The organism is Phyllobacterium sp. OV277 (assembly GCF_900104355.1).
Taxonomy (GTDB): Bacteria; Pseudomonadota; Alphaproteobacteria; order Rhizobiales; family Rhizobiaceae; genus Phyllobacterium.
On record NZ_FNIY01000009.1, the window covers coordinates 1 to 22,633 of the forward strand.

A 22,633-nucleotide genomic window follows, 5' to 3' on the forward strand; every position below is an offset into this window, starting at 1 on the left:
CCCGCAATCGTGGTGACGATTGCTCCCGAACTTACAAGAGCCGCTGAAATGGCGAGCGCCGACGCTGCACCAACGAATTTTGAACTTGCCGCCATAGGCCTACTAAACCTTTGTTTCTCGTTGTCCCCGGGCGAGATCCCGGACTAAGCACTTACTCGCACACCGTCATAGCCGGTTTTTACATACACGCAAGGCTTACGGTTAAAATCTGTTTACTTCACACGAAAGCGTGGCATCCATGCCACGCCATTCACCGCTTATAGTAAACAGATCATGACGCTTTTCCAGCCCACGCCTGTAATTTTCACTAATGTTTAATTTTCGTCACCGACAGGCGAAAAGATCATTAAACACAACAAATCCCATAAATCCGAGCACCAAAAGGAAGCCTGCACGGAAAAACAGCTCCTGAACAGCGGGTTTTACCGGCCTTCTGATGACAGCTTCAACCGCATAAAAGATCAAATGTCCCCCATCGAGCGGTGGCAAAGGGAAAAGATTGAGCAAACCAATGCCGATCGACAGCATCGCGGTCAGCTGAATCAGCCAATCAACCCCCTGACTGGCCGCCTGCCCTGCCATTGTGGCAATTTTCACAGGTCCACCGAGCTGGCACTTATCTTCACGGCCTGCAAAGAAACGACCGAAGAACTGGCCGGTGCGGGCAATAATGAAACCGCTCTCACGCACAGCCTGACCGACTGATTCGATTGGGTTATAGGTAATGCGGCGGAAATTACCGAGTTCCTGATTGTTCACGACACCGATAACGGCCACTTTCACCGTGTTGCCCAAGGCGTCTTTTTGTTCTGCAAGTTCCGGTGTTGCTGTCAGGTTCACTTCCTGCCCGTTGCGTTCCACAACAAATTTCAGAGAATCGCCTGCCCGTGCAGAAACATGACGCTGTACGTCGGCAAAAGTTTGAACCTTGTCGCCATCCACACTGATAAAGCGATCGCCAGGCTGAAATCCCGCCACGGCGGCGGGGCCACCCGGACGCACTTCAGCGACCATGGGATCTGCAACCATGCGACCATAGAGAGCGAAAAAGACGGAAAAGATTGCAACGGTCAGGAGAATATTGAAAGCAGGTCCGGCAAAGACAGTTGCCGCGCGCTTCCAGACCGGCTGGGTATGAAAGGCAACTGCCCGCTCTTCGGCGCTCATGTTTTGTGTCGCAGCGACCGGTGAACTCGCAACGCTCTCGTCACCAGCAAACTTGACATAACCGCCCAGGGGGATCGCCGACAGTTTCCAGCGCGTGCCGCTGCGGTCATTGAAGCCGAACAGTTCCGGGCCAAAACCAATGGAAAAGGCTTTCACGCCGATGCCGCACCAACGCCCGACGAGATAGTGTCCCATCTCGTGAACGAAGACCACAACCGTTAGTACAATCAGAAAGGGTAAAATCGTACCAATAAGCAAACTGTGCGTGCCGAAAAGATAGCTCAGCATATCCGTCAAAATGTCCTCCGGGCCTCGCCCAACCCATCAGAGGGTGACCGGGTTTGGCCTGCTAGAAAAGAATATCGTAAGGCGTTTCCGGTTTCACCAGAATTGCCCCGATGAGGTACAGCAATGCCGCAGCCGCCACAAGTCCATCCACCCGGTCCATCACGCCACCGTGACCGGGAATCATCTGGCCCGAATCCTTCACACCAAATTTGCGTTTGACCCATGATTCGCCGAGATCACCGATTTGAGCTGTTACCGACAGCACAAAAGCGATGAGCGGAATGGGAACACCGCCAGCCGGTGTTATAAATGCCGCGCAAGCCACACCGGCTGCAATGCCGGCTGCGGCACCGCCGATGGCCCCTGCCCATGTCTTGTTGGGTGAAAAGCGCGGCGCAAGCTTTGGGCCACCGAGCGCGCGCCCGTTGAAATAGGCAAAAATGTCAGTCGACCAGACAACGGCAAAGAGGAACAGAATGGCTGCAAACCCATCGCCCGTGTCGCCGCGCACGAAGGTCAGGGCTATGGACGGAAATCCCGCATAGAGCAGTCCTGTAGCCGCCCAGATGCCGTATTGCCTGCCGCCGAGGATAGCCACCAGAGCCGATCCGGCCAGCAAGACGGCAATGATCAGCAAGCCATTGTGCGACAGCATCAGCATACCAAGCACGATGATGAGACAGACCCAGGAAACGCTGCGGGTCAGAGCATTTGAACGTGGTTCCGTAATGGCATGCCATTCATAAAGAACGCCGAGCCCGATAGCGCAGGCCATCAGCGTGAACGGCAAGCCGCCAACCCATGTCAGCGCAACCGCAATCGCGATCAGAATAATCGCACTGAACGTGCGCTTGTACAGATTGGAAAAACGGCCGGGGCCCTTATCCGGTGCAGATGCCCCCGAAGCCGTCACAGGGCGATTTCCTGCTGATTGACCCCGCCAAAGCGCCGTTCGCGCATATGAAATGTCTCAATCGCCTCTGCCAGATGCGTCGAGCGGAAATCCGGCCAGTAGCACGGCAGGAACATAAATTCCGAATAGGCCGCCTGCCACAGCAGGAAATTGGAAAGGCGCATCTCGCCGCTGGTGCGGATGATCAGGTCAGGATCGGGGATATCCGATGTATCCAGCCGCGCCGCAATGGCTTCAGCAGTGACATCCGCCTGCGCCAAGGTGCCTGAGGCAACTTCAGCGACGATTTTCTGCACTGCCCGCGTGATTTCGTTGCGTGAACCGTAATTGAAAGCGATGACAAGGGTTAGCGCGGTGTTCTTCTCGGTCAGGGTCTCGGCTTCACCAAGCAGACCGCGAATATCCTTGGCCAAGCCCTCGCGCTCGCCAATGACGCGCACACGCACATTTTCACGGTGGAGATCGGCCAGATCGCGGCGGATGAACAGCTTGAGCAATCCCATCAGATCCGAGACTTCGGAGCGCGGGCGCGACCAGTTCTCCGAGGAGAATGCAAACAGGGTCAAAAACGGAATGCCCATTTTTCCGGCAGCGCGAATGGTTTCACGCAAAGCCTCCACACCGGCCTTGTGTCCGGCCGCGCGCGGCAGACCGCGTGCCTTTGCCCAACGGCCATTTCCATCCATGATGATGGCAATGTGGCTCGGATTGGACATGACACTCAACCTCCGGTGGTATTAAAGGGCGAAAGCGACCTAAACCTGCATGATTTCCGCTTGCTTGACGGCAACGACCTTATCCATCTCGGTAATTGTCTCATCCGTCAGTTTTTGTACTTTTTCGGAGAGAACCCGGTTGTCGTCCTGGCTGATTGCGCCGTCCTTTTCGAGCTTTTTCAGCTCATCCATACCATCACGGCGGACATGACGTGCGGCAACCTTTGCCTGCTCGACATATTGATGGGCAATTTTCACCAGTTCCTTGCGGCGCTGTTCGTTAAGCTCAGGCAAGGGAATGCGCAGATTATTGCCGTCCGTGATCGGATTAAGACCAAGGCCGGATTCGCGAATAGCGCGTTCGACCTTGCCGACCATCGACTTGTCCCAGACCGATACGGCGAGCATGCGGGATTCAGGCACGGTGATATTGGCGACCTGATTGAGCGGCATATTCGAGCCATAGGCTTCCACAGTGATGGGTTCAAGCAGACTTGCCGACGCACGCCCGGTGCGCAGACCATTAAGGTCATGTTTCAATGCCTGCACAGCACCGTCCATACGGCGCTTCAGATCATTCAAATCGAGTGCATCACTCATGTTCACTGCTCCTATATTCTTTCTGCTCGTCTGGCCGGTATTCCGGTCAGCCTGTGCCAGAATGATTGATCAATCGTCGGATACGATTGTCGCCCGCCCTCTGCCCTGCAGAATTTCGGCAAAACCACCCTTTTCGTGGATGGAATAGACAATTATTGGGATATTGTTCTCGCGCGCAAGGGCTACTGCCGTTGTATCCATAACAGTAAGCCCGCGATCGAGCATCTCCTTGTGGGTAAGTCGGTCAAAGCGCACTGCATCGGGGTCTTTTTTGGGATCGGCGGTGTAAACGCCATCAACCTGGGTGCCCTTGAACAGGGCATCAGCCCCAACTTCGGCAGCGCGCAGGGCTGCAGCCGAATCTGTCGTGAAGAATGGATTGCCCGTGCCGCCTGCGAAAATAACCACTTTCCCCATGTCCATATAGGCTGTCGCCTGTCTCTGGGAGAAAGTTTCGCACAATTCAGGCATGGCGATGGCGGAAAGAACGACCGTATCGATACCGATCTTGACCAGAGAGGTCCGCAAGGCCAGTGAATTGATCACTGTAGCCAGCATGCCCATATGGTCGCCGGTAACCCGGTCGCCGCCTTTGGAAGCGACAGCAACACCGCGGAAAATGTTACCGCCGCCGATAACAACGCCAACTTCGACGCCCAGAGCCCGCGCTTCAGCAATATCACTGGCAATACGGTCGGCAACCGCAACATCGATACCAAAACCCTGATCGCCCATCAGGGCTTCACCGGAGGCTTTCAGCAGAACGCGTTTATAGACAGCCGTACCAACCATAAGACCTCCCGTAGAGTCGTGCATTTCAGATATTCGAAGCCCGGATACACCAAGGGCACCGCGTTGTCACGCGGTGCCCTCTGATTTCATCAGTTGTGAAATTACTTCTTCACAGCTGCTGCAACTTCGGCTGCGAAATCGGTGGCTTCCTTCTCGATGCCCTCGCCCAGAGCAAAACGGACAAATGCCGTGATCTTGGCTGGTGCGCCGATTGCCTTTTCCGCATCCTTGAGCGCGGCTTCAACAGTCAGGTCAGGATTGATAACGAAAGCCTGCGACAGAAGAACAACCTCTTCGTAGAACTTGCGCAGACGACCTTCGACCATCTTTTGGATGATGTTTTCTGGCTTGCCGGACTGGCGGGCTGATTCTGTGAACACAGCCTTTTCACGCTCAACAGCAGCCGGATCGACTTCAGCCGCAGTCAGGGCCAGCGGGTTGGTTGCAGCCACGTGCATGGCAACCTGACGGCCAAATGCGTTTGCAGCATCTGCGTTCCCTGATGTTTCGATAGCCACCAGAACGCCGAGCTTGCCGAGACCATCGGAAACACCGTTATGGATATAGGTAGCCACAACGCCTTCATTGACGCTGAGCGCTGCCGAACGGCGGAACGACAGGTTTTCACCGATCGTGCCAACCGCATCCTTGATGGTGTCGACAACGGACTTGCCTGTCGACGGATAAGTTGCAGCGGCAACAGTTGCCGTCACGCCGTCAGTGCCAAGCGCAACGTTAGCAACATTGCGAACGATATCCTGGAACGCGTCGTTGCGGGCAACGAAGTCCGTCTCGGAGTTGACTTCAACAACAACCGACTTCTTGCCGTTCGTTGCAACGCCAACCAGACCTTCAGCAGCCGTACGGCCAGCCTTCTTGTCTGCCTTCGAAATACCCTTGGCACGCAGCCAGTCAACAGCAGCTTCCATGTCGCCATTGGTTTCAGTCAGGGCTGTCTTGCAGTCCATCATGCCAGCGCCGCTGATTTCGCGGAGTTCTTTTACCTGTGATGCAGAAATGCTCATTGTGTCGCCTCTTCTCAAAGCGAAGGCATACTGGAGAAACCAGCATGCCAACTTTGCGGCGCGTCATGCGCCAATATAATTGTTTTTAGTCACCCGTTACGACGGGTATATGAAGCCTCAAGCGGAGGCTTCACCGTCCTGTGCAGGAGCCTGTGCTGGCTCTTCGAGTGCTGGCTCAACAGGAGCTTCTTCCTGAGCGCCGACATCGATGCCCATCGAGCCCTGCTGACGCAGAATGCCGTCGAGTGCAGCCTTGGCAACCAGATCGCAATAAAGCGAAATAGCGCGCGACGCATCATCATTGCCAGGGATCGGGAAATCGATCTGGTCTGGATCGCAGTTGGAATCGATAACAGCAACAACCGGAATACCAAGACGCTTGGCTTCCTGAATCGCAATCGCTTCCTTGTTGGTGTCAACGATGAAGATCAGATCCGGGATCGAACCCATGTTCTTGATACCGCCGAGAGCGCGGTTGAGTTTTTCGCGTTCACGATCAAGGTTCAGGCGTTCCTTCTTGGTGAAGCCCTGTGCATCGCCAGAAAGAAGTTCGTCCAGCTTGCGCAGACGCTGAATGGAATTCGAAATCGTCTTCCAGTTGGTCATCATACCGCCGAGCCAGCGGGCATTGACGTAATACTGAGCCGAACGGGTTGCCGCATCGGCAATGATATCGGAAGCCTGACGCTTGGTGCCGACGAACAGAACGCGGCCGCCACGGGCTACGGTGTCGGAAACCTTCTGCAGCGCGCGGTGAAGCAGCGGAACAGTCTGGGCCAGATCGAGAATATGAATGTTGTTGCGGTCACCATAAATGTATGGTGCCATTTTCGGGTTCCAGCGATGTGTCTGGTGGCCGAAGTGAACGCCAGCTTCAAGGAGCTGACGCATGCTGAAATCAGGCAATGCCATCTCTTAGTTTTCCTTTTCCGGTTTAACCTCCACAGGAAAGAGGCGGGAGACCCGCCACCGGAGGCCATATCGGATTTCTCCCGATATCAACCCAAATCCCGTGTGTGGAATGAAGCGGCTGTTAATCGATATTCCCGGCAAACGCAAGAGCAAGCGCGAGAAAAGGCGATTTTAGCCGCTTTAGGCACTGCTGTCATGGCTTACGACTATGGTTCAATATTCAATCTCGGGATTGTTCGTTATTCTCTTATGGACCATGGCCAAGGAGATTCTCTGATCAAACCAATCAAATGTGAAGGCTTTTCGAATATCTGGGACACTTTGGAATCCAATCCTCGAGAAGTTGCCAGCATGTCCATGCGATCCAGTTTACTCGTAGCGATTGAGCAAGAGGTAAGGAGCTGGAAACGAACGCAAGCCGCAGCAGCATCGCGTCGGGGAATAACACAACCTTGCCTGAATCAGCTTTTGTGAGGCCCGCATGATTTTTTGCGAGGACGGATCACTCACTTCAGTTCGGATACGCTTGTCAATATCGCAACCGAAGCCGGACTTTCAGTCCGGCTCGATATCAGCGGTTGTTGGGGAGTAGGTTGCACGAATGTGGTGCGTGGTTCGACAAGCTCACCATGAGGGAGAGTGAGGATGCAATGATAATCGCAGAGGTTGAATTGCAGAGATTGAATCGCAAAGATTGCGGTTTAAAGGGTGCAGAACTTGACTCCCTTTCATCACCTCTCTCCCTCATGGTGAGCTTGTCGAACCACGAACCATGCACAACGCACAACGCATCGGCGGTGCTCACCCCCCTCTGCCCTGTCGGGCATCTCCCCCACAAGGGGGGAGATCAGCCTTCAATACCATCTTGCACAATCTGAAACTGTTCCGGTTGTGCAAAGGCGTTCATGCCAAGGTGATCTCCCCCCTTGTGGGGGGGCCGAAGGACGGGCGAGACCCGTTGCTCGCCCCGGTAGTCCGACAGGACAGAGGGGGTGATTGCATCTCCAACATTGCAGTTGCAGAACGTATCTCCCCATCACCAAAGCAGCGTAGTTCTTATTTCGTACATTTCGGTGCGTCGAAAAGCTCAAGATTGACGAGTTTTCCGGTCATGGAGAAATCGCCGTAGTCCATCTTGAGGTCGCGGGTGACGCCATTACGATAGAGTTTGAAATTGATGCGGTAGCTTGGAAGGCCCTCGGATTTGTCTGAATCATCGAAGTAAGCGATGGACACCGGCCAGGTGTTTTCCTTCTCAAGCGGTCCCATCTTCTTCGTTTCGTCATCCGGATCGCTCGTGGCTGGCTTGCCGATGACCACCGTTGTTGCCATCACCTTGTCGGCATCCTCCGAACCATCAAACAGTTTGGTCTGGTAGAACACGTCTCCGGCAATCGCCTTCCCGATCAGTTCCTGCATGTGGCGCGTGGGAAACTGCGACAGTTCCAGATTTTCCTTGCTCGCATCGGGCTTGGTCAGGGAAATTTCCGTCTTGTCTTTTGCCAATAGCGCATCGCCGCGCACTTCCTTGGTCAGGCTCTGGTCGACAAACGTCTTGTTGACGAAACGAAATTTCGCCCCATCACCCGACTCAAAAGTTGTGGTCTGCTGATCGGTCACACGCTGCGGCTGCTCTTCCATGTCAACGCGCGTCACAAAGCGAAAATTTGTCGTGTAACCTTCACAATCCGAACCATTGAACTCGTATACCATGCGGCCTGTTAGCCCCGTGATACCACTGCTTTCCTGCGCATTATCAAGCTTGAGATCATAGATGGCGCGGTGTGGTACGAGAGTCGCTGTTCCAGCAGCAAGGGCCATGGATGATCCGGAAAGACCGAGGGCGCTCATGCTGAAAACGAGGACGGGGAATAGACGCATTGACAAGATTCTCCAGTTTTCGAATGTGCATATTAAAAAAACTCTTGGCGGAAGCGAGGCAAAAATCGCAACTTCATTCACAATCAATTGCGATTCCGCAACATAAGGATAGGAAATCCCATGAGCAGCACCATCGACAGCCGTCTAAACGAGCTTGGCATCACCCTCCCCGTCGCCGCGGCACCGGCAGCCAATTATGTCCCGTTTGCACAAAGCGGCTCCTGGCTTCTGACATCAGGACAGTTGCCACTGGCAGGCGGTAAACTCATTCACACGGGTTTGCTGGGTGCTGATCTTACGCTTGCACAGGGTCAGGAAGCGGCAAAAGCCTGTGCCATCAACATTCTCGCACAGGCAAAGGCAGCGCTTGGCGATCTGGAAAAGATCGAGAAAGTTGTAAAGATCACTGTATTCGTGGCCTCATCTGCCAATTTCACCGAACAGCATCTCGTCGCCAATGGCGCTTCCGATCTGCTGGTTGCCGTACTCGGGGATAAGGGCCGTCACGCGCGCTCAGCTGTTGGCACTGCCGTTCTACCACTCAATGCGCCTGTGGAAATCGAAGCCATTATCGAGGTTCGCTGATTATGGCATCTTTGGACTGGCTGACGAAAACGCCGATTGCCCATCGCGGACTGCATGACCTCAATAAATCCCGTTGGGAAAATACGCTTTCTGCGTTTGACGCTGCGGCAAGCGCCGGTTTCGCCATTGAATGCGATGTGCATCTGTCTTCCGATGGCGAAGCCGTTGTTTTCCACGATGGCACACTGGATCGCCTGGTTGGCAAATCAGGCAATATTCACGACGTTTCGGTTGCCGATGCCGCAGCCTTGCGGGTCGGTGGCACCAAAGATCATGTGCCGACACTGGCTGAAGCGCTAAAACTTATTGCCGGACGCGTGCCCATTGTCATCGAACTCAAGGGCATTCCGGGACGTGATGATGGTCTCGTGAAGGCGGTTGCCAAGGATTTGGCCGGTTATGAGGGCGATGCGGCGATCATGTCCTTCGACCATCACCTGATCAGATTGTTTGGCAGGGATGCCCCCGGTATTCCCGCCGGGCTCACTGCCGAGGGGCTGAAGGACAGCGATCTGGAAGAACATTTCGCCATGCTTGCCTACGATATCGATTTCGTTTCCTACAATGTCCACCATCTGGAAAATCGATTTATCGGTTTTGTGAAGGGCAAGCTTGGTCTGCCGGTGATTTCCTGGACGGTGCGCAGCCCTGACGACAAGGCGATAAGCGATGCGCATGTTGATCAGATCACGTTTGAGGGATTTGATCCACGAACGGCTTGAATGGGCTCATCTTATGCCTCGCCGCCTCTTGTATCGCCGGGTGAAATACCTAGTTTAAACAAAGGCAGCGAGGCGATTTTATCCTGCCGGCAACGTCGGGAATCTAATTCACCAATGTCAAATCTTGATCAGGGCGAGTTTACCTTGCGCGTCGGCGATGGTATCGGCGCGTTTACAGCGCAGGAATGGTCGCAGCTTTCTGGCACATCCAGAGATGCACCTGACTACAACCCCTTTCTGTCCTACGCCTTCCTCTCCGCATTGGAAGATTCCGGCTGTGTCGTGCAAAAATCCGGCTGGCTTCCGCAATTCCTCCGCTTAGAAGATGCGGCCGGAACCGTCATAGGCGCGGTGCCGTGCTATCTGAAGGGGCATAGTCAGGGCGAATATGTCTTTGACCACGGCTGGGCCGACGCCTTCGAGCGCGCAGGTGGACGATACTATCCAAAGTTGCAGGCGAGTATTCCTTTCACCCCTGCGACCGGCCCTCGCCTGCTTGCACATCGTGATTGGGATGGTCCTGCTGTTCGCGCTGCCCTTGCCAATGGTCTGCGGCAATTGACAGGACAACTTGGCGTTTCCTCAGCGCATTCGACCTTTGTGAATGATGACGACCTGCCCGCCTTCAATGAAGCCGGGTTCCTGCATCGTATCGATCAGCAGTTTCACTTCTTCAACGAAGGCTATGAAACCTATGATGATTTTCTGGAAACTCTGGCCGCACGCAAACGCAAAGCATTGAAACGCGAGCGGCGCGAGGCGCTTTCCAATGGCATTTCAATTGATCATCTGACTGGCAGTGCCCTGACCAAACCTGTCTGGGACGACTTTTTCACCTTCTATACGGATACTGGCAACCGCAAATGGGGTCGCCCTTACCTCAACCGTGAGTTCTATCGTCTCATCGGCGAGCGCATGCCCGATGACATCGTTTTGATGATGGCGCGGCGCGATGGACGCTATATCGCTGGTGCCATTAATTTCATTGGTTCCAACAGGCTTTTTGGCCGCCACTGGGGTTGCATCGAGGACCATCGATTTCTGCATTTCGAAGTCTGCTACCATCAGGCCATTGATTTCGCCATTAAACACAAGCTGCATGTGGTTGAAGCGGGCGCGCAGGGTGAGCACAAACTTGCACGCGGTTATTTGCCGGTAACAACCCATTCCGCCCATTATATCGCGCATGAGGGTCTGCGCCGTGCCATTGCGGGCTTTCTCGAACAGGAGCGCAATGAGGTTGCCATGATGAGCGAAGTTCTCAATGAACATGCTCCGTTCAAGAAATCCGACTGTTGAACGCTTGACCTTGTAGCGTCACATGGCAAACATCCGATTCATCACTGAGACAAAACGGGTGCCCCATGAGCCAGACCTATGACGACAACAATGTGTTCGCAAAAATCCTGCGCGGTGAAATTCCTTCGCACAAGCTTTATGAGGATGCCGACACTTTTGCCTTCATGGATGTGATGCCGCAGGGCAATGGCCACTGTCTGGTGATACCGAAGGTACCGTCGCGCAATATTCTGGATGTTGCGCCAGCCAGCCTCGCGGCGGTGATCGCCACGACGCAGAAACTCGCGCGCGCTGTTAAATCAGCGTTCAATGCGGATGGCGTGACTGTGATCCAGTTCAATGAACCGGCCTCCGGCCAGACGGTCTTCCATCTGCATTTTCACATTATTCCACGTTTTGAGGGTGTCGCATTGAAGCCCCATACCGGACAGATGGAAGATCAGGGCGTGCTTGCGGCAAATGCGGAAAAGATCAGGCAGGCGCTGGCTTAGGGGTTCAGCTAAGTTGTCGCGAAAACGCCCTGCGCCGAACTTTTTATGGTGCCAAGCATCGCCCTTGCGCTGAAAAGAGCCGTAGCGAAAACGGCTACTCCGGCGATGACGTCGACCAGATTGTGTCCACCCTGGATAATAATTGCCGGGATCATCAGGATATTGATCACGACAAAAATCGGAAACAGATAGTGAATTCTGCGTGTAAACCAAACGGATAAACAAGCCATCACCGTATGAAACGAAGGAAATGAAATCAGTCCGAGAGTATCGCGCGGTGAAATGAAACGGACGCCTTCCTTGGCAAGCCGCACGAGTTCCAGTCCGTAGGTATGGTCAACTGCGGGTTGGACAATTCGTGCCGTTTCATCGGAAAGCACGTAGTAGGCAGCTGGCGTGGAATTTGGAAACATCCACCAGATCAAAATCGCTATCAAAGCCGAGATCATACCACACAGCAGGAATTGATGTAGATTCCGAGCTTCGCCCCTAAAGCCCAGAAGTAGAACAACCAAGATCAGCTGCATCTGCGAACTCGCATAGACAACCCGCAAAATAGGACTCAATAGCGGCACTTCCGCTGTGGCATTCAGAAAATCCAGCCATTGGAAGCCGAATGCGCGGTCCAAGACAATGAACGCCATATCGTGAAGTTCGCCAACGGGCAGCAGCAGGTAATTGAAGACTGAACCTACAATCGTGAAAAGAATGAACAGACCCGACGCGGTTGCCGCCAAAGCAATCTTTTCTTCCGGACGCACCGTGCGATAAAATTGTCCGACACCAATTGCCGTTAGCCCGATTGCGGACATCAGGGCATAATTGGTCCAGTCAACGCCAACGCCTCTGACAGGAATGAGGATGGCGTCGAAAACCAACAAGGTGGCGATGATGCCAGCGCAAATCTTTTCAGCCGGATGCAAATTCATCTTGGAGCCCTTTATGTGGGTCCAATATACCCAGCCTCGTTTAAGGATGGCTGAATCCAAATGATTCAAGTTTTATGAAAAATAGAGCCCCGTAATAAGAACAATTTCGGCAGCAATCACACTTACAATGACATGACGGCCAAGACGCAAATAGGCCAGAAACCCGACGGCGGCTGCGCCAATACGCAGGAAAATCGAGGACTCGGCAAGCGATCCACTCGGATAGAGAATAAGCTGGGCAATCACGCCGGCAACAAGTGCTGTGGCAACAGCGCGCACAGCGATGAGCGCATCGGAATCCTCGCGCACCTTGCCGCCGATCAAAACACCGAGATAGCGCCAGATATCGGTTGGTAGCCAGCCGGCCAGCAGAATGAAGAGATAGGGCCACCACCAGTCGGTCAGGCTGTGCCAGGTCATGATGCGCGCGCCCTCGCCCATCTGACATAAGCCATGGTCGCCGCGCCCCCGGCAAAACCTGTCAGCAGCAGATCATAGGCCGGTGCCAGATGATGAATGAGCGGAAACAATACGAGGCCGGACACCATGGCCACATGGATAGACCGGTCACGCGCCGACCCCCATAGTGACGTCAGGAAATACATGGGCGTTAAAAAGAACAGCGCTGCAAAGACAATCGGCGGAAAGTCCGTCGAGAGAAAATAGACAAGTGCGACAACAAGCGAATTGGTCGCAGTCAGCGTCATGCCGAGCCCGGCAAAGTAACTCGTACGCATATGGCGCGGAATGTGCTGGAAGCGCTCCATGCCCATCACCCACGCAGTAACAGCAATGAAATGCGACAGAAACAGCAGCGTAATCCTGCGCGTCTTTGGACCGCGCATTTCCGGAATGAACGCAGCCACCATCGGCATCAGCCGTATTGATGACAGGGCGACAGCAATGGCTGCTCCAAGAAGTGAATAGCCTCCTGATATTGCGCCGATCAGAACAATATTGGCCGGAAGCGCCCAGATTGCCGCGACCATGAAGCTCGCCTGCAACAGGGAAACGCCGTTCTCGCTGGCAAAACCGGCAAAACCCACATGCGCCGTCATGAGGATGAAAGCCGGTATGCTGAAAATCATCGATGCGCCGGAGAGAAACCATGATAACCGTGTTCTCAGGCTATCGTCTTCCTGTTCTGGCAAGGGAGAAAATTCGGAATCGGCCATATCCAACCGATAACCCGATCCTGTCATGCCAGCAAGAAAAAGGCCGCCCAAGGGCGGCCTTTTCATTATTTCTTGCGTGGTACTTTCGGTACCGATGCCTTGCCGCGTGATGGCGGTGTCGGATCATCAGCAATGGATGGTCCGGCCGTCACTTTTTCGAGCACCGGCTTCTTCGGAGAAGGCTTCTTCTTCGCCACCGGCTTTTTCGGAGTTGCAATCTCCTGCTTGGGCTTCACCGCCACTTCATCGGCGAGGTAATCCAGAACAAGCCCCTTCGAGCCATCGGCCTTCTCGGCAACCGAGACAACAACCGTGCCACCCTTCTTCAACCTGCCAAACAGGACTTCATCAGCCAATGGCTTCTTGATGTATTCCTGAATGACACGGCCAAGCGGACGGGCGCCCATACGGTCGTCATAGCCTTTCTCGGCCAGCCAGGCGATTGCTTCAGGCTTCAGATCAAACGTCACGCCGCGATCGGCAAGCTGTGCCTCAAGCTGGATGACGAATTTCTGCACAACCTGATGGATGACCGGAATCGGCAGCGGACCAAACGGAATGATGGCATCGAGACGGTTGCGGAACTCCGGCGTAAACAGCCGGTTGATCGCTTCCATATCATCGCCTTCACGACGCGAAGAGCCGAAACCGATGGCCGAACGAGCCGCATCGGACGCGCCTGCATTGGTTGTCATGATCAGAATGACATTGCGGAAATCAATCTGCTTGCCATTGTGATCCGTCAGTTTGCCGTGATCCATAACCTGCAACAGGATGTTGAACAGATCCGGATGGGCCTTTTCAATTTCGTCGAGCAACAGCACGCAATGCGGATGCTGATCAACGCCATCGGTCAAAAGACCACCCTGGTCAAATCCGACATAGCCGGGAGGTGCACCAAGCAGACGCGAGACCGTGTGGCGCTCCATATACTCCGACATGTCGAAACGCAGGAGTTCCACGCCGAGCGACGCAGCCAACTGTTTGGCCACTTCAGTCTTGCCGACACCGGTAGGACCCGAGAACAGGTAGGAGCCGATTGGCTTCTCCGGTTCGCGTAGGCCAGCGCGGGCCAGCTTGATCGAGGATGACAGGGCTTCAATCGCCAGATCCTGACCGTAGACAACGCGCTTCAGTTCAGCCTCAAGATTGGACAGAACCGCTTCGTCATCCTTGGACACGGTTTTTGGCGGGATACGGGCCATCGTGGCAATGGTTGCCTCGATTTCCTTCACGCCAATGGACTTCTTGCGCTTCGACTCAGGCAGAAGCATCTGGCTCGCACCCGTTTCATCGATCACATCGATTGCCTTGTCGGGCAATTTGCGGTCGTTGATATAACGTGCCGATAGTTCCACCGCCGATTTGATCGCTTCCACGGTGTATTTGACCTTGTGGAAGTCTTCAAAATAGGGGCGAAGACCCTTCATGATCTCAATGGCATCCGGGATGGATGGTTCATTGACATCGATTTTCTGGAAACGGCGAACAAGCGCCCGGTCCTTTTCGAAGAACTGGCGGAATTCCTTGTAAGTCGTTGAACCGATGCAACGAATGGCTCCCGACGATAGCGCAGGCTTCAGAAGGTTGGACGCATCCATTGCGCCGCCTGAAGTAGCGCCAGCACCGATGATCGTGTGAATCTCGTCGATGAACAGGATGGCACCCGGAAACTCCTCGAGTTCCTTGATGACCTGCTTCAGACGTTCTTCGAAATCACCGCGATAGCGTGTTCCGGCAAGCAGCGTACCCATATCGAGCGAAAACACCGTGGCATCCGCCAAGACGGAGGGAACCTTGCCTTCGACAATCCGCTTGGCGAGACCTTCGGCGATGGCTGTCTTGCCAACACCGGGATCACCGACATAGAGCGGGTTGTTCTTCGAACGGCGGCAAAGAATCTGGATTGTCCGGTTGATCTCCTGATCACGGCCGATCAATGGATCGATCTTGCCTGCTTTCGCCCGGTCATTCAGATTGTTGCAGTAGGCCGTCAGGGCATCCTGCTTCTTCTTTGTTGCGCCCTCTTCCGACTCGGCAGCGTGGTTTTCTTCATTGTTGCTCTCCGCACCCAAGGGGGTGCGCGGCTCGGCGGCGCCGGGGCGCTTCGAGATGCCATGGGAGATGTAGTTGACCGCGTCGTAACGCGTCATCTGCTGTTCCTGTAGGAAGAATGCCGCATGGCTCTCCCGCTCGGCGAAAATCGCCACAAGAACATTGGCGCCGGTTACTTCTTCACGGTTGGAGGATTGAACGTGAATAACGGCGCGCTGGATGACGCGCTGGAACGCGGCAGTTGGCTTTGAATCCTCGTCATACCCGGTGACAAGGTTATCCAGCTCGTGATCGACATAATCGGTCACGGTGCGGGTTAGCTGTGCGAGGTCAACATTGCAGGCGCGCATGACACTGCTCGCGTCCTGATCATCAATGAGCGCAAGGAGCAGATGCTCCAGCGTTGCATATTCATGATGATGCTCGTTCGCGATCGTCAGCGCCTGATGGAGGGCCCGCTCCAGACTAGGTGAGAAAGATGGCATGAAACCTCACTTTTTCTCCATCACGCATTGCAGCGGATGTTGGTTTTGCCGCGCATAGTCCATGACTTGGGTCATCTTGGACTCCGCGACCTCATAGGTAAAGACACCACACTCTCCGACTCCATGATTATGCACATGAAGCATGATGCGCGTGGCATCTTCTTTGTTTTTCTGGAAAAAGCGTTCCAGAACGTGAATGACGAATTCCATGGGAGTGTAATCGTCATTCAGGAGCAACACCCGGTAAAGACTCGGCTTCTTGAGTTTGGGCTTGGTTCTTGTGATGACAGCTGTTCCCCGGCCGGGGCCATTGCCGCTGCCTTTGTCGTCATCTTGCATTGTTGGTGCAAACCGCTTCATCTCTTCCGATACCCGCATTTGGTGGTCATGTGTTGCCCTGTGTATCCTATGTAGGTTGCAACGCGTCGATTTTAAGCCCTCTCTCGAAGCATGCAATATCAACTTGCCGCTGCACAGCCTGTTTTAGGTGTTAGAAACAAAAAAAGTCCGGTTGCGCGCGCAACCGGACCTCATCAGACCCAGAAATGAATCTGGAATTATTTGGTGACCTTGGCAACCGCAGCCTCGTAAGGCTTGTAAGCTTCCTTGGCGAGGTCAGCATAAAGCTCGCCGAACTTGGTGGCCTGAGCAACAAAAGCCTCGTAAGCCTTCTTGGAGAATGCAGTCTGCGCTTCGAAAAGCTGCTCCACCGACTTGGTGGTGCCGAGCTTTTCAACGAGCGCTGTACCGTCTTCGAAAGACTTCTTGGAGTAGCCAGCGGCTTCATTGGCGATCGTCTGCAGGCCCTGCGAAAGAACGGATACGCTCTTCAGGGAGTTGTTGACGAATTCCTTGCCGGACTCATTGAGAGTTTCAAACGGATTGGCCATGATAAATCCTTCCTTGGATGAATTTTCCTCTTGGCCCTCATTTAGGGTGCGATGCACAAAAAGTCAATTTTATTGTGCACTGCAATAATTATCAGCAATTTTAAAAGATCGAACGCCACGGAATTCGTGAACTTCCCGGTTACCATAAACAGTTTGGTAACGCTGTTGCGTCTAAAGTCGCACGATCCGTATCTGACGAAACATTACGTCAGTTAAATTCCATATATGCTTCAGTATGAGCAGGTGTTGATTGTGCTTTATCCAGCCCGCCAAGGTTCCAGACTTTATACCAAACTATCACATGCATTCCTGGCCTTGGCGCTCGCTTCCGGAATAGGCTTCATTGAAGCCCCGAAAGCTGAGGCATCATCAAAGGCTTCTGCCATTGTTGTAGATGCCAACACAGGCAAGACGCTTTATTCGTCCAATGCGGATGCCCAGCGTTTTCCGGCATCACTGACCAAGATGATGACGCTCTATATGCTGTTTGAAGCCATGGAAGCCGGCAGGGTATCAAAGTCGACGCCTATTCCTGTTTCAGCCTATGCTGCGGGCCAGCCACCGACAAAGATCGGCTTCAAGCCCGGTCAGACGATCAGCGCGGAAGCTGCGATTCTTTCGGTCATCACCAAATCGGCCAACGACTCAGCCACCGCGATTGGCGAGTATCTTGGCGGTTCAGAACAGCGCTTTGCGCAGATGATGACCAACAAGGCACGCCAGCTCGGCATGCGCAACACCACATTCCGCAATGCATCGGGGTTGCCAAACCCGCAACAGCGCTCATCGGCGCGCGATCTGGCTCTGCTCGGCATCGCCCTGCGTGAGCATTTCCCGCAATATTACGATTACTTCTCGACCCGCGCCTTCAACTATCGCGGTCGCCGCATTGCCGGTCACAACCGCTTGCTTGGCAAGGTACGCGGTGTTGACGGTATCAAGACCGGCTATACGCGTGATTCCGGTTTCAATCTCGTCTCCTCGGTCAATGTTGACGGCAAGAAGATGGTTGCTGTTGTCATGGGCGGCACAAGCGGCGGTGCCCGTGATGCCCAGATGGCTAAGCTGATTGAACAGTATCTTCCGGGCGCTTCGCGTCGTGACGGCGGCAACCTGCTTGCCTCCCGCAAGAACAGCAAGGTTCAGGTCGCAGCGGTGGATCTTCCTGATGAGGAAGATGCCCCAATGCCGGTCCAGCGTGACGAGGTTGTGGCGCAAACCAACAATGTCGTGACTGCAACCGCCTACGCCTCCGCTCCGGCGCAATCATCTCCAGCCGCCCAGATCCTGCGTGTTCCAACTCCAACAGCGCGCGTTGATACAGCTGAAGAAGACGTTGCCGAGGTTGATCCTGTGACCACTGCTTCGGCTCCGGAAAAGGGTTCGGCCAGCGGCTGGATGGTGCAGATCGGCTCGATGGGCAGTGCTGACGAAGCCAAGGCAATTCTTTCCCGCGCTGCATCTGAAGTCGGTGGTCCTGTGGCGTCACTCTCGATCTATACGGAAAAATTCCAGAAGGGTTCGGCGACTTACTACCGTGCCCGTTTTGCCGGGATTGCTTCTGCCAAGGCGGCGAACAGTGCGTGTGTTGCGCTGAAGCGCCAGAATTTCAACTGCTTTGCGATTGCGCCGCAATCGTAAGGCAAACGATCCGAAAGACCCAAGTGTCTGAAGTAGAGGGTTTTGCGAATGTCTATTGTCAATGATTTCCATCGCCCCGCCGGTATCACCGGCAAGGAATCACGGTCGCTGTTTGGCGGTTTGCAACAGGCGGCGCAACGTATTGCCGATCTCAGGCGTGGCAATTCGCCGTTCAAGACAATGGATCTGGTGAATATTCTGCTTTGTCAGGCGGCCAGGACGCGCCGCGCAGCGATGCCCCAGGTCAATGTGCGTATTCGCTCCGGCAGTCGCGATGGCGTTTCGGCAGTCCGTTTGAAAATTTCCTGAGACTCGACTGAGCTTGTTTTAAAGCAGTCCCAATGACGCGAGTTCGTTGCGCAGTTCCGGCGGCAATTTGGCCCGGCCTTTGCCCTGCCCTTCATCTGCAGGCGCATCTTCGCTTGTCAAATACCGCCACCCCTGAAATGCCCGGCGTGGTTGCCATTCCGTCACGATAATTCTTGGATCAAGCACCAGATGACAGCGGGAAATTCCCTCATCATCAGTAAAGGTGCGGATATCAGTCAGTATCTGGCGGCATTGGACATTGCCCTTGATCACCCAATAGAGCGATCCGCCCGCCAACAATTCCTCGACCCGCTTGGGCACCATGCGCGTGGTGTGAAACTGTTCCGGCGACAGACCGGCGCGCCTGCGCTCATCGAGCCGGAAATCGATCCATGCTGCAAGATCTTCGATCGCAGTGCAGCCGACGCAAAGTTTAACAAGATTGAGAGCCATGGGAGAGAATTGACGCTTTCGCGTGCCAAGGTCAACCAAAACCCATGGGTTCTCCACAAAGGGTCAGCGAACGCGGTGATTTCGTCCGCTGACCTCGGTAAACACTTAGTGACCGGTTGCCGCGATGGCGCTTCCACCCGGAGCCTGCCGCTTGGAAACGACCGCCGGGTGATCCGGCGCAACAACGGGCACTTCCGTTCCCTGCGCATCATATAGCTTGCCGTTGAGGAAATAATCGCCATCGTGCAGCTCGGCGATATCCTGATACCGCAGCACGCGCTCTGTTCCCGCTACAAATACCGACTGCTGATCCGAGTTCCCGGCGGTCAAATGGTTGAACACGATGTTCAATGTAATTGCCATGAGCGCTGCCGAGCTGATGCCCGAGTGAAAAATCGTGGCAAACCAGCTGGGGAAATGATCGTAGAAGGTTGGTGAAGCAATCGGGATCATGCCAAAGCCAAGCGATGTGGCGACAACAATCAGGTTCATGTTGTTTTTGTAATCGACCTTGGAGAGTGTCCTGATGCCGCTTGCGGCCACCGTGCCGAAAAGAACCACTCCGGCACCACCAAGCACAGCACTTGGCACAGCGGCGACAACGCGGCCCATGACGGGCAGCAAACCAAGGCCGACCAGAAATAGCCCACCCGTTGCCACCACATAGCGGCTCTTGATGCCCGTTACCGCAACCAGTCCGACATTCTGGGCAAAGGCGCTTTGGGTGAACGAACCGAAGACCGGCGCGATCAGGCTTGAAAGCATGTCGGCGCGCAGACCATCGCCGAGGCGGCGTGAGTCCACCTTGGTCTCGATGATCTCGCCGACGGCCAGAATGTCAGCTGATGTCTCGACCAAAGTCACCATAATGACAATGAACATGGAAATGATCGCCGCAAGTTGAAAGGTTGGATAGCCCCACTGAAAAATCGTCGGCAGGGCGACAATCGGTCCGTCGCTTACTTTCGAGAAGTCGGTCATGCCAAGTGCCAGTGCAATGAGCGTTCCGATGACGATGGCCAATAGAATCGAAAGCCGTGAAATCCTGGCACTGCCGACCTTGCTGAGCAGAAGCACGATAACCAAAGTCAGAGCCGCCAGCTCGATGTTGGCCATGCTGCCAAAATCCGGCGCCTTGCTGTTGCCGCCCATCGCCCAGCGCGCTGCAACAGGCATAAGCGTCAGGCCAATAGTCGTAATCACAATTCCGGTGACCAAGGGCGGGAAAAACCGGGTGATTCTTGAGAAGATTGGTGTGATTAACAACCCTATGAACGAAGCGACCATGACAGCACCCAGTACGGCCCCGATCCCTCCATTGCCTGTTATGGCAACCATTGTGGCTACACCCGAGAACGATACGCCCTGAACAAGAGGCAATCGGCAGCCGAAAAAGGGCAAGCCTATCGTTTGCAGGATCGTGGCCAACCCTCCGGCAAAGAGCGATGCGGTGATCAGTAGTCCGATATCGTTCGGCGACAAGCCTGCCGCCTGTCCCAAGATCAACGGAACGGCGATGATCCCGCCATACATGGTCAGGACATGTTGAAAGCCGTAGGCCAGATTGGCCGCTATTCCCAGATTTTCGTCTTCAGGTCGTTCTTGCGGTGTATTCCCATGTAAATTTGATGCCAAGGTAGTGTCCTCCCAATACCTTTGTGCAGCCCAACCAGATGTCACTGATCGGGCGGGATGAAACTATGGCACCATTTTGGGATTTGACTGTATCTGATTTATTGAAAGTGTTTTCGGCAATGCACGGGTATTGTCAGCACTCGACCACATTCACCGCAAGACCGCCGAGACTGGTTTCCTTATAACGCTCGTTCATGTCACGCCCCGTCTGGCGCATGGTTTCAATACATGCGTCGAGCGGTACGAAGTGCGTGCCATCGCCTTTGATGGCGAGCGAGGCAGCAGTCACAGCCTTAACCGCTCCAAGCGCATTGCGCTCGATGCAAGGCACCTGCACGAGACCGGCGACGGGATCGCAGGTCATGCCAAGGTGATGTTCCAGCGCGATTTCTGCGGCATTCTCGATCTGGGCAGCGGAGCCGCCCATAACGGCGGCAAGTCCGGCTGCCGCCATGGCAGAGGCGGAACCCACCTCGCCCTGACAACCGACTTCCGCGCCTGAAATAGACGCATTGTGCTTGATGACACCGCCAACGGCAGCTGACGTCAGCAGGAAGTCACGAATACCATTGGCATCCGCATCATCATGGAAATGCAGGTAATAGCGCAGCACTGCCGGGACGACACCCGCAGCGCCATTGGTCGGTGCAGTGACAACCCGCCCGCCAGCGGCGTTTTCCTCATTGACGGCCATGGCGTAAACTGAGAGCCAGTCATTGGCCAGAAGCGGGTTCATGCGGTTCTGCCGCCATTCCTCCTGCAGCCGGTCATGCAGATAACGCGCGCGACGCTTGACCTTGAGCCCGCCGGGCATAATGCCTTCCTGCTCCAGACCGCGCTCAATACAGGAGCGCATGGCCGACCAGATGCGATCAAGACCTGTATTCAGATCGTCGCGGCTCATGAAAACTTCTTCGTTGCGGCGCTTCATTTCCGCAATGGACAATCCGCTTTCCTTGCTCATGGCAAGCATCTGCGCCGCGTTCTTGAACGGGAATGGAACCGGGTCTTCAGCTTTGGGAGCCGTCCGGGTCTTGGCGCTTTCAAGCTCTTCTTCGGTGACGACAAAGCCACCACCAATCGAATAGAAAATACGGCGCAACAGCAGGCGCTCATCCGCATCATAGGCTTCGAAGGCCATGCCATTGGCGTGACCCGGCAATGGCGTCCGGCGATCCATGATCAAATCCGTAGCCGGATCGAAGCGATAGGCAGGATGTCCGTCAGGGCGAATACGTTTTTCCTGCTTCACTGTTTCCAGCAGCGCATCCATCTGGTTGGGATCAATCGTGGCCGGCAGAAGACCACAGAGGCCCAGAATAACCGCACGATCCGTCGCATGACCAATACCGGTGAAAGCCAGCGATCCGTGCAAATGCACGCGCAGCCGGTCAACCTTCACGCCCGTCGGCCGTGGCCATTGTCCGCTCTTCAATTCCGCGAGAAACAACCCGCCAGCGGTCATCGGGCCCATCGTGTGAGAACTCGAAGGGCCAATGCCGATTTTATACAGATCGAAAACCGACAGGAACATTCGGGCTACCTCAACAGGTGAAATTGCATATAGCGTATAATGGCTGTTCTGGCGTCTGCGCCGAAGCCAGCCACCGACCTAGCGTTGTGTTTCTACGACATGCCAGACCAAAGAAAAAGGGTGCAGTCGCGCCGCA

23 protein-coding genes and 1 pseudogene are annotated in these 22,633 nt (G+C 54.6%); 7 read left to right on the forward strand and 17 right to left on the reverse strand.

What is annotated here, in order from left to right; genetic code table 11:
* Window positions 1-324: 324 nt before the first annotated feature.
* From rseP to rpsB, 7 genes are all read right to left on the reverse strand, one after another.
* Complete coding sequence (gene rseP, locus BLU05_RS21215) at window positions 325-1,464, reverse strand: RIP metalloprotease RseP (protein ID WP_091884524.1); 1,140 nt, start codon at window positions 1,462-1,464, stop codon at window positions 325-327.
* A 52-nt stretch (window positions 1,465-1,516) separates the two neighbouring features.
* Entirely contained in the window at window positions 1,517-2,368 is an 852-nt protein-coding gene (locus tag BLU05_RS21220; protein ID WP_091884527.1) for a phosphatidate cytidylyltransferase, read from the reverse strand.
* Window positions 2,365-3,084, reverse strand: coding sequence for an isoprenyl transferase (locus BLU05_RS21225; RefSeq protein WP_091884529.1), 720 nt, complete (start codon window positions 3,082-3,084; stop codon window positions 2,365-2,367). The genes BLU05_RS21220 and BLU05_RS21225 overlap by 4 nt, the downstream gene beginning before the upstream one ends.
* Window positions 3,085-3,123: 39 nt before the next feature.
* Window positions 3,124-3,684: a ribosome recycling factor gene (frr, locus tag BLU05_RS21230; RefSeq protein WP_091884531.1), complete on the reverse strand. Its 561-nt coding sequence runs from the start codon at window positions 3,682-3,684 to the stop codon at window positions 3,124-3,126.
* Window positions 3,685-3,753: 69 nt separating this feature from the next.
* Window positions 3,754-4,476, reverse strand: coding sequence for a UMP kinase (pyrH, locus tag BLU05_RS21235; protein WP_091884534.1), 723 nt, complete (start codon window positions 4,474-4,476; stop codon window positions 3,754-3,756).
* Window positions 4,477-4,577: 101 nt separating this feature from the next.
* Entirely contained in the window at window positions 4,578-5,501 is a 924-nt protein-coding gene (gene tsf / locus BLU05_RS21240) for a translation elongation factor Ts (RefSeq protein ID WP_091884536.1), read from the reverse strand.
* A 117-nt stretch (window positions 5,502-5,618) separates the two neighbouring features.
* Complete coding sequence (gene rpsB, locus BLU05_RS21245) at window positions 5,619-6,413, reverse strand: 30S ribosomal protein S2 (protein ID WP_091884539.1); 795 nt, start codon at window positions 6,411-6,413, stop codon at window positions 5,619-5,621.
* Between the two features lie 285 nt (window positions 6,414-6,698).
* Between rpsB and BLU05_RS21250 the strand changes: the two are divergent.
* A pseudogene (locus tag BLU05_RS21250) lies at window positions 6,699-7,046 on the forward strand (XRE family transcriptional regulator).
* A gap of 423 nt (window positions 7,047-7,469) precedes the next feature.
* On the opposite strand, the gene BLU05_RS21255 reads toward BLU05_RS21250, so the two are convergent.
* Entirely contained in the window at window positions 7,470-8,264 is a 795-nt protein-coding gene (locus BLU05_RS21255; RefSeq protein WP_244518481.1) for a cell envelope integrity EipB family protein, read from the reverse strand.
* Between the two features lie 150 nt (window positions 8,265-8,414).
* On the opposite strand from BLU05_RS21255, the gene BLU05_RS21260 reads away from it, so the two are divergent.
* The 4 genes from BLU05_RS21260 to BLU05_RS21275 all read left to right on the forward strand — a co-directional run bounded on the left by BLU05_RS21260 (window position 8,415) and on the right by BLU05_RS21275 (window position 11,391).
* Entirely contained in the window at window positions 8,415-8,879 is a 465-nt protein-coding gene (locus BLU05_RS21260; protein WP_091884544.1) for a RidA family protein, read from the forward strand.
* Between the two features lie 2 nt (window positions 8,880-8,881).
* Entirely contained in the window at window positions 8,882-9,601 is a 720-nt protein-coding gene (locus tag BLU05_RS21265) for a glycerophosphodiester phosphodiesterase (RefSeq protein WP_091884546.1), read from the forward strand.
* A gap of 114 nt (window positions 9,602-9,715) precedes the next feature.
* The gene (locus BLU05_RS21270) at window positions 9,716-10,900 is read left to right on the forward strand and encodes a GNAT family N-acetyltransferase (protein ID WP_091884548.1); all 1,185 of its coding nucleotides are present in this window, start codon (window positions 9,716-9,718) and stop codon (window positions 10,898-10,900) included.
* Between the two features lie 65 nt (window positions 10,901-10,965).
* Window positions 10,966-11,391 carry an HIT family protein gene (locus BLU05_RS21275; RefSeq protein WP_091884550.1) on the forward strand — a complete coding sequence of 142 codons (426 nt, stop codon included), beginning with the start codon at window positions 10,966-10,968 and terminating at the stop codon, window positions 11,389-11,391.
* An 8-nt stretch (window positions 11,392-11,399) separates the two neighbouring features.
* Here the strand turns inward: BLU05_RS21275 and BLU05_RS21280 are convergent, their stop codons facing one another.
* The 6 genes from BLU05_RS21280 to BLU05_RS21305 all read right to left on the reverse strand — a co-directional run bounded on the left by BLU05_RS21280 (window position 11,400) and on the right by BLU05_RS21305 (window position 16,925).
* The gene (locus BLU05_RS21280; RefSeq protein WP_175540701.1) at window positions 11,400-12,203 is read right to left on the reverse strand and encodes a phosphatase PAP2 family protein; all 804 of its coding nucleotides are present in this window, start codon (window positions 12,201-12,203) and stop codon (window positions 11,400-11,402) included.
* A 189-nt stretch (window positions 12,204-12,392) separates the two neighbouring features.
* On the reverse strand, window positions 12,393-12,740 hold the full coding sequence (locus BLU05_RS21285; RefSeq protein WP_091884845.1) for an AzlD domain-containing protein: 348 nt from the start codon (window positions 12,738-12,740) through the stop codon (window positions 12,393-12,395).
* Window positions 12,737-13,495, reverse strand: coding sequence for an AzlC family ABC transporter permease (locus tag BLU05_RS21290; RefSeq protein WP_091884847.1), 759 nt, complete (start codon window positions 13,493-13,495; stop codon window positions 12,737-12,739). The genes BLU05_RS21285 and BLU05_RS21290 overlap by 4 nt, the downstream gene beginning before the upstream one ends.
* A gap of 65 nt (window positions 13,496-13,560) precedes the next feature.
* Window positions 13,561-16,035: an ATP-dependent Clp protease ATP-binding subunit ClpA gene (gene clpA, locus BLU05_RS21295; RefSeq protein WP_091884554.1), complete on the reverse strand. Its 2,475-nt coding sequence runs from the start codon at window positions 16,033-16,035 to the stop codon at window positions 13,561-13,563.
* Window positions 16,036-16,041: 6 nt separating this feature from the next.
* Complete coding sequence (gene clpS / locus BLU05_RS21300; RefSeq protein ID WP_162700234.1) at window positions 16,042-16,374, reverse strand: ATP-dependent Clp protease adapter ClpS; 333 nt, start codon at window positions 16,372-16,374, stop codon at window positions 16,042-16,044.
* A gap of 218 nt (window positions 16,375-16,592) precedes the next feature.
* Entirely contained in the window at window positions 16,593-16,925 is a 333-nt protein-coding gene (locus BLU05_RS21305) for a phasin family protein (protein ID WP_091884559.1), read from the reverse strand.
* A 309-nt stretch (window positions 16,926-17,234) separates the two neighbouring features.
* Between BLU05_RS21305 and BLU05_RS21310 the strand changes: the two genes are divergently transcribed.
* Together BLU05_RS21310 and BLU05_RS21315 are read left to right on the forward strand one after the other, a co-directional pair.
* Window positions 17,235-18,566 carry a D-alanyl-D-alanine carboxypeptidase gene (locus tag BLU05_RS21310; RefSeq protein ID WP_244518485.1) on the forward strand — a complete coding sequence of 444 codons (1,332 nt, stop codon included), beginning with the start codon at window positions 17,235-17,237 and terminating at the stop codon, window positions 18,564-18,566.
* 48 nt (window positions 18,567-18,614) lie between these two features.
* Complete coding sequence (locus BLU05_RS21315) at window positions 18,615-18,875, forward strand: hypothetical protein (RefSeq protein WP_091884564.1); 261 nt, start codon at window positions 18,615-18,617, stop codon at window positions 18,873-18,875.
* Window positions 18,876-18,893: 18 nt separating this feature from the next.
* Here BLU05_RS21315 and BLU05_RS21320 read toward each other — a convergent pair whose 3' ends face one another.
* The 3 genes from BLU05_RS21320 to BLU05_RS21330 form a co-directional block, all read right to left on the reverse strand.
* Entirely contained in the window at window positions 18,894-19,328 is a 435-nt protein-coding gene (locus BLU05_RS21320; RefSeq protein ID WP_091884850.1) for a DUF1489 family protein, read from the reverse strand.
* A 105-nt stretch (window positions 19,329-19,433) separates the two neighbouring features.
* Entirely contained in the window at window positions 19,434-20,963 is a 1,530-nt protein-coding gene (locus BLU05_RS21325) for a nucleobase:cation symporter-2 family protein (protein ID WP_175540702.1), read from the reverse strand.
* Window positions 20,964-21,096: 133 nt separating this feature from the next.
* Window positions 21,097-22,497: an L-serine ammonia-lyase gene (locus tag BLU05_RS21330; protein ID WP_091884566.1), complete on the reverse strand. Its 1,401-nt coding sequence runs from the start codon at window positions 22,495-22,497 to the stop codon at window positions 21,097-21,099.
* Between the last annotated feature and the right edge of the window lie 136 nt (window positions 22,498-22,633).

What these genes read in the sequence shown, in the direction of transcription:
- BLU05_RS21225 (WP_091884529.1), bottom strand. Translation starts at nt 3,084, where the DNA reads ATGTCCAATCCGAGCCACATTGCCATCATCATGGATGGAAATGGCCGT.
- frr (WP_091884531.1), bottom strand. Translation starts at nt 3,684, where the DNA reads ATGAGTGATGCACTCGATTTGAATGATCTGAAGCGCCGTATGGACGGT.
- pyrH (WP_091884534.1), bottom strand. Translation starts at nt 4,476, where the DNA reads ATGGTTGGTACGGCTGTCTATAAACGCGTTCTGCTGAAAGCCTCCGGT.
- tsf (WP_091884536.1), bottom strand. Translation starts at nt 5,501, where the DNA reads ATGAGCATTTCTGCATCACAGGTAAAAGAACTCCGCGAAATCAGCGGC.
- rpsB (WP_091884539.1), bottom strand. Translation starts at nt 6,413, where the DNA reads ATGGCATTGCCTGATTTCAGCATGCGTCAGCTCCTTGAAGCTGGCGTT.
- BLU05_RS21255 (WP_244518481.1), bottom strand. Translation starts at nt 8,264, where the DNA reads ATGAGCGCCCTCGGTCTTTCCGGATCATCCATGGCCCTTGCTGCTGGA.
- BLU05_RS21260 (WP_091884544.1), top strand. Translation starts at nt 8,415, where the DNA reads ATGAGCAGCACCATCGACAGCCGTCTAAACGAGCTTGGCATCACCCTC.
- BLU05_RS21265 (WP_091884546.1), top strand. Translation starts at nt 8,882, where the DNA reads ATGGCATCTTTGGACTGGCTGACGAAAACGCCGATTGCCCATCGCGGA.
- BLU05_RS21270 (WP_091884548.1), top strand. Translation starts at nt 9,716, where the DNA reads ATGTCAAATCTTGATCAGGGCGAGTTTACCTTGCGCGTCGGCGATGGT.
- BLU05_RS21275 (WP_091884550.1), top strand. Translation starts at nt 10,966, where the DNA reads ATGAGCCAGACCTATGACGACAACAATGTGTTCGCAAAAATCCTGCGC.
- BLU05_RS21280 (WP_175540701.1), bottom strand. Translation starts at nt 12,203, where the DNA reads ATGTCCGCAATCGGGCTAACGGCAATTGGTGTCGGACAATTTTATCGC.
- BLU05_RS21285 (WP_091884845.1), bottom strand. Translation starts at nt 12,740, where the DNA reads ATGACCTGGCACAGCCTGACCGACTGGTGGTGGCCCTATCTCTTCATT.
- BLU05_RS21290 (WP_091884847.1), bottom strand. Translation starts at nt 13,495, where the DNA reads ATGGCCGATTCCGAATTTTCTCCCTTGCCAGAACAGGAAGACGATAGC.
- clpA (WP_091884554.1), bottom strand. Translation starts at nt 16,035, where the DNA reads ATGCCATCTTTCTCACCTAGTCTGGAGCGGGCCCTCCATCAGGCGCTG.
- clpS (WP_162700234.1), bottom strand. Translation starts at nt 16,374, where the DNA reads ATGCAAGATGACGACAAAGGCAGCGGCAATGGCCCCGGCCGGGGAACA.
- BLU05_RS21305 (WP_091884559.1), bottom strand. Translation starts at nt 16,925, where the DNA reads ATGGCCAATCCGTTTGAAACTCTCAATGAGTCCGGCAAGGAATTCGTC.
- BLU05_RS21315 (WP_091884564.1), top strand. Translation starts at nt 18,615, where the DNA reads ATGTCTATTGTCAATGATTTCCATCGCCCCGCCGGTATCACCGGCAAG.
- BLU05_RS21320 (WP_091884850.1), bottom strand. Translation starts at nt 19,328, where the DNA reads ATGGCTCTCAATCTTGTTAAACTTTGCGTCGGCTGCACTGCGATCGAA.
- BLU05_RS21330 (WP_091884566.1), bottom strand. Translation starts at nt 22,497, where the DNA reads ATGTTCCTGTCGGTTTTCGATCTGTATAAAATCGGCATTGGCCCTTCG.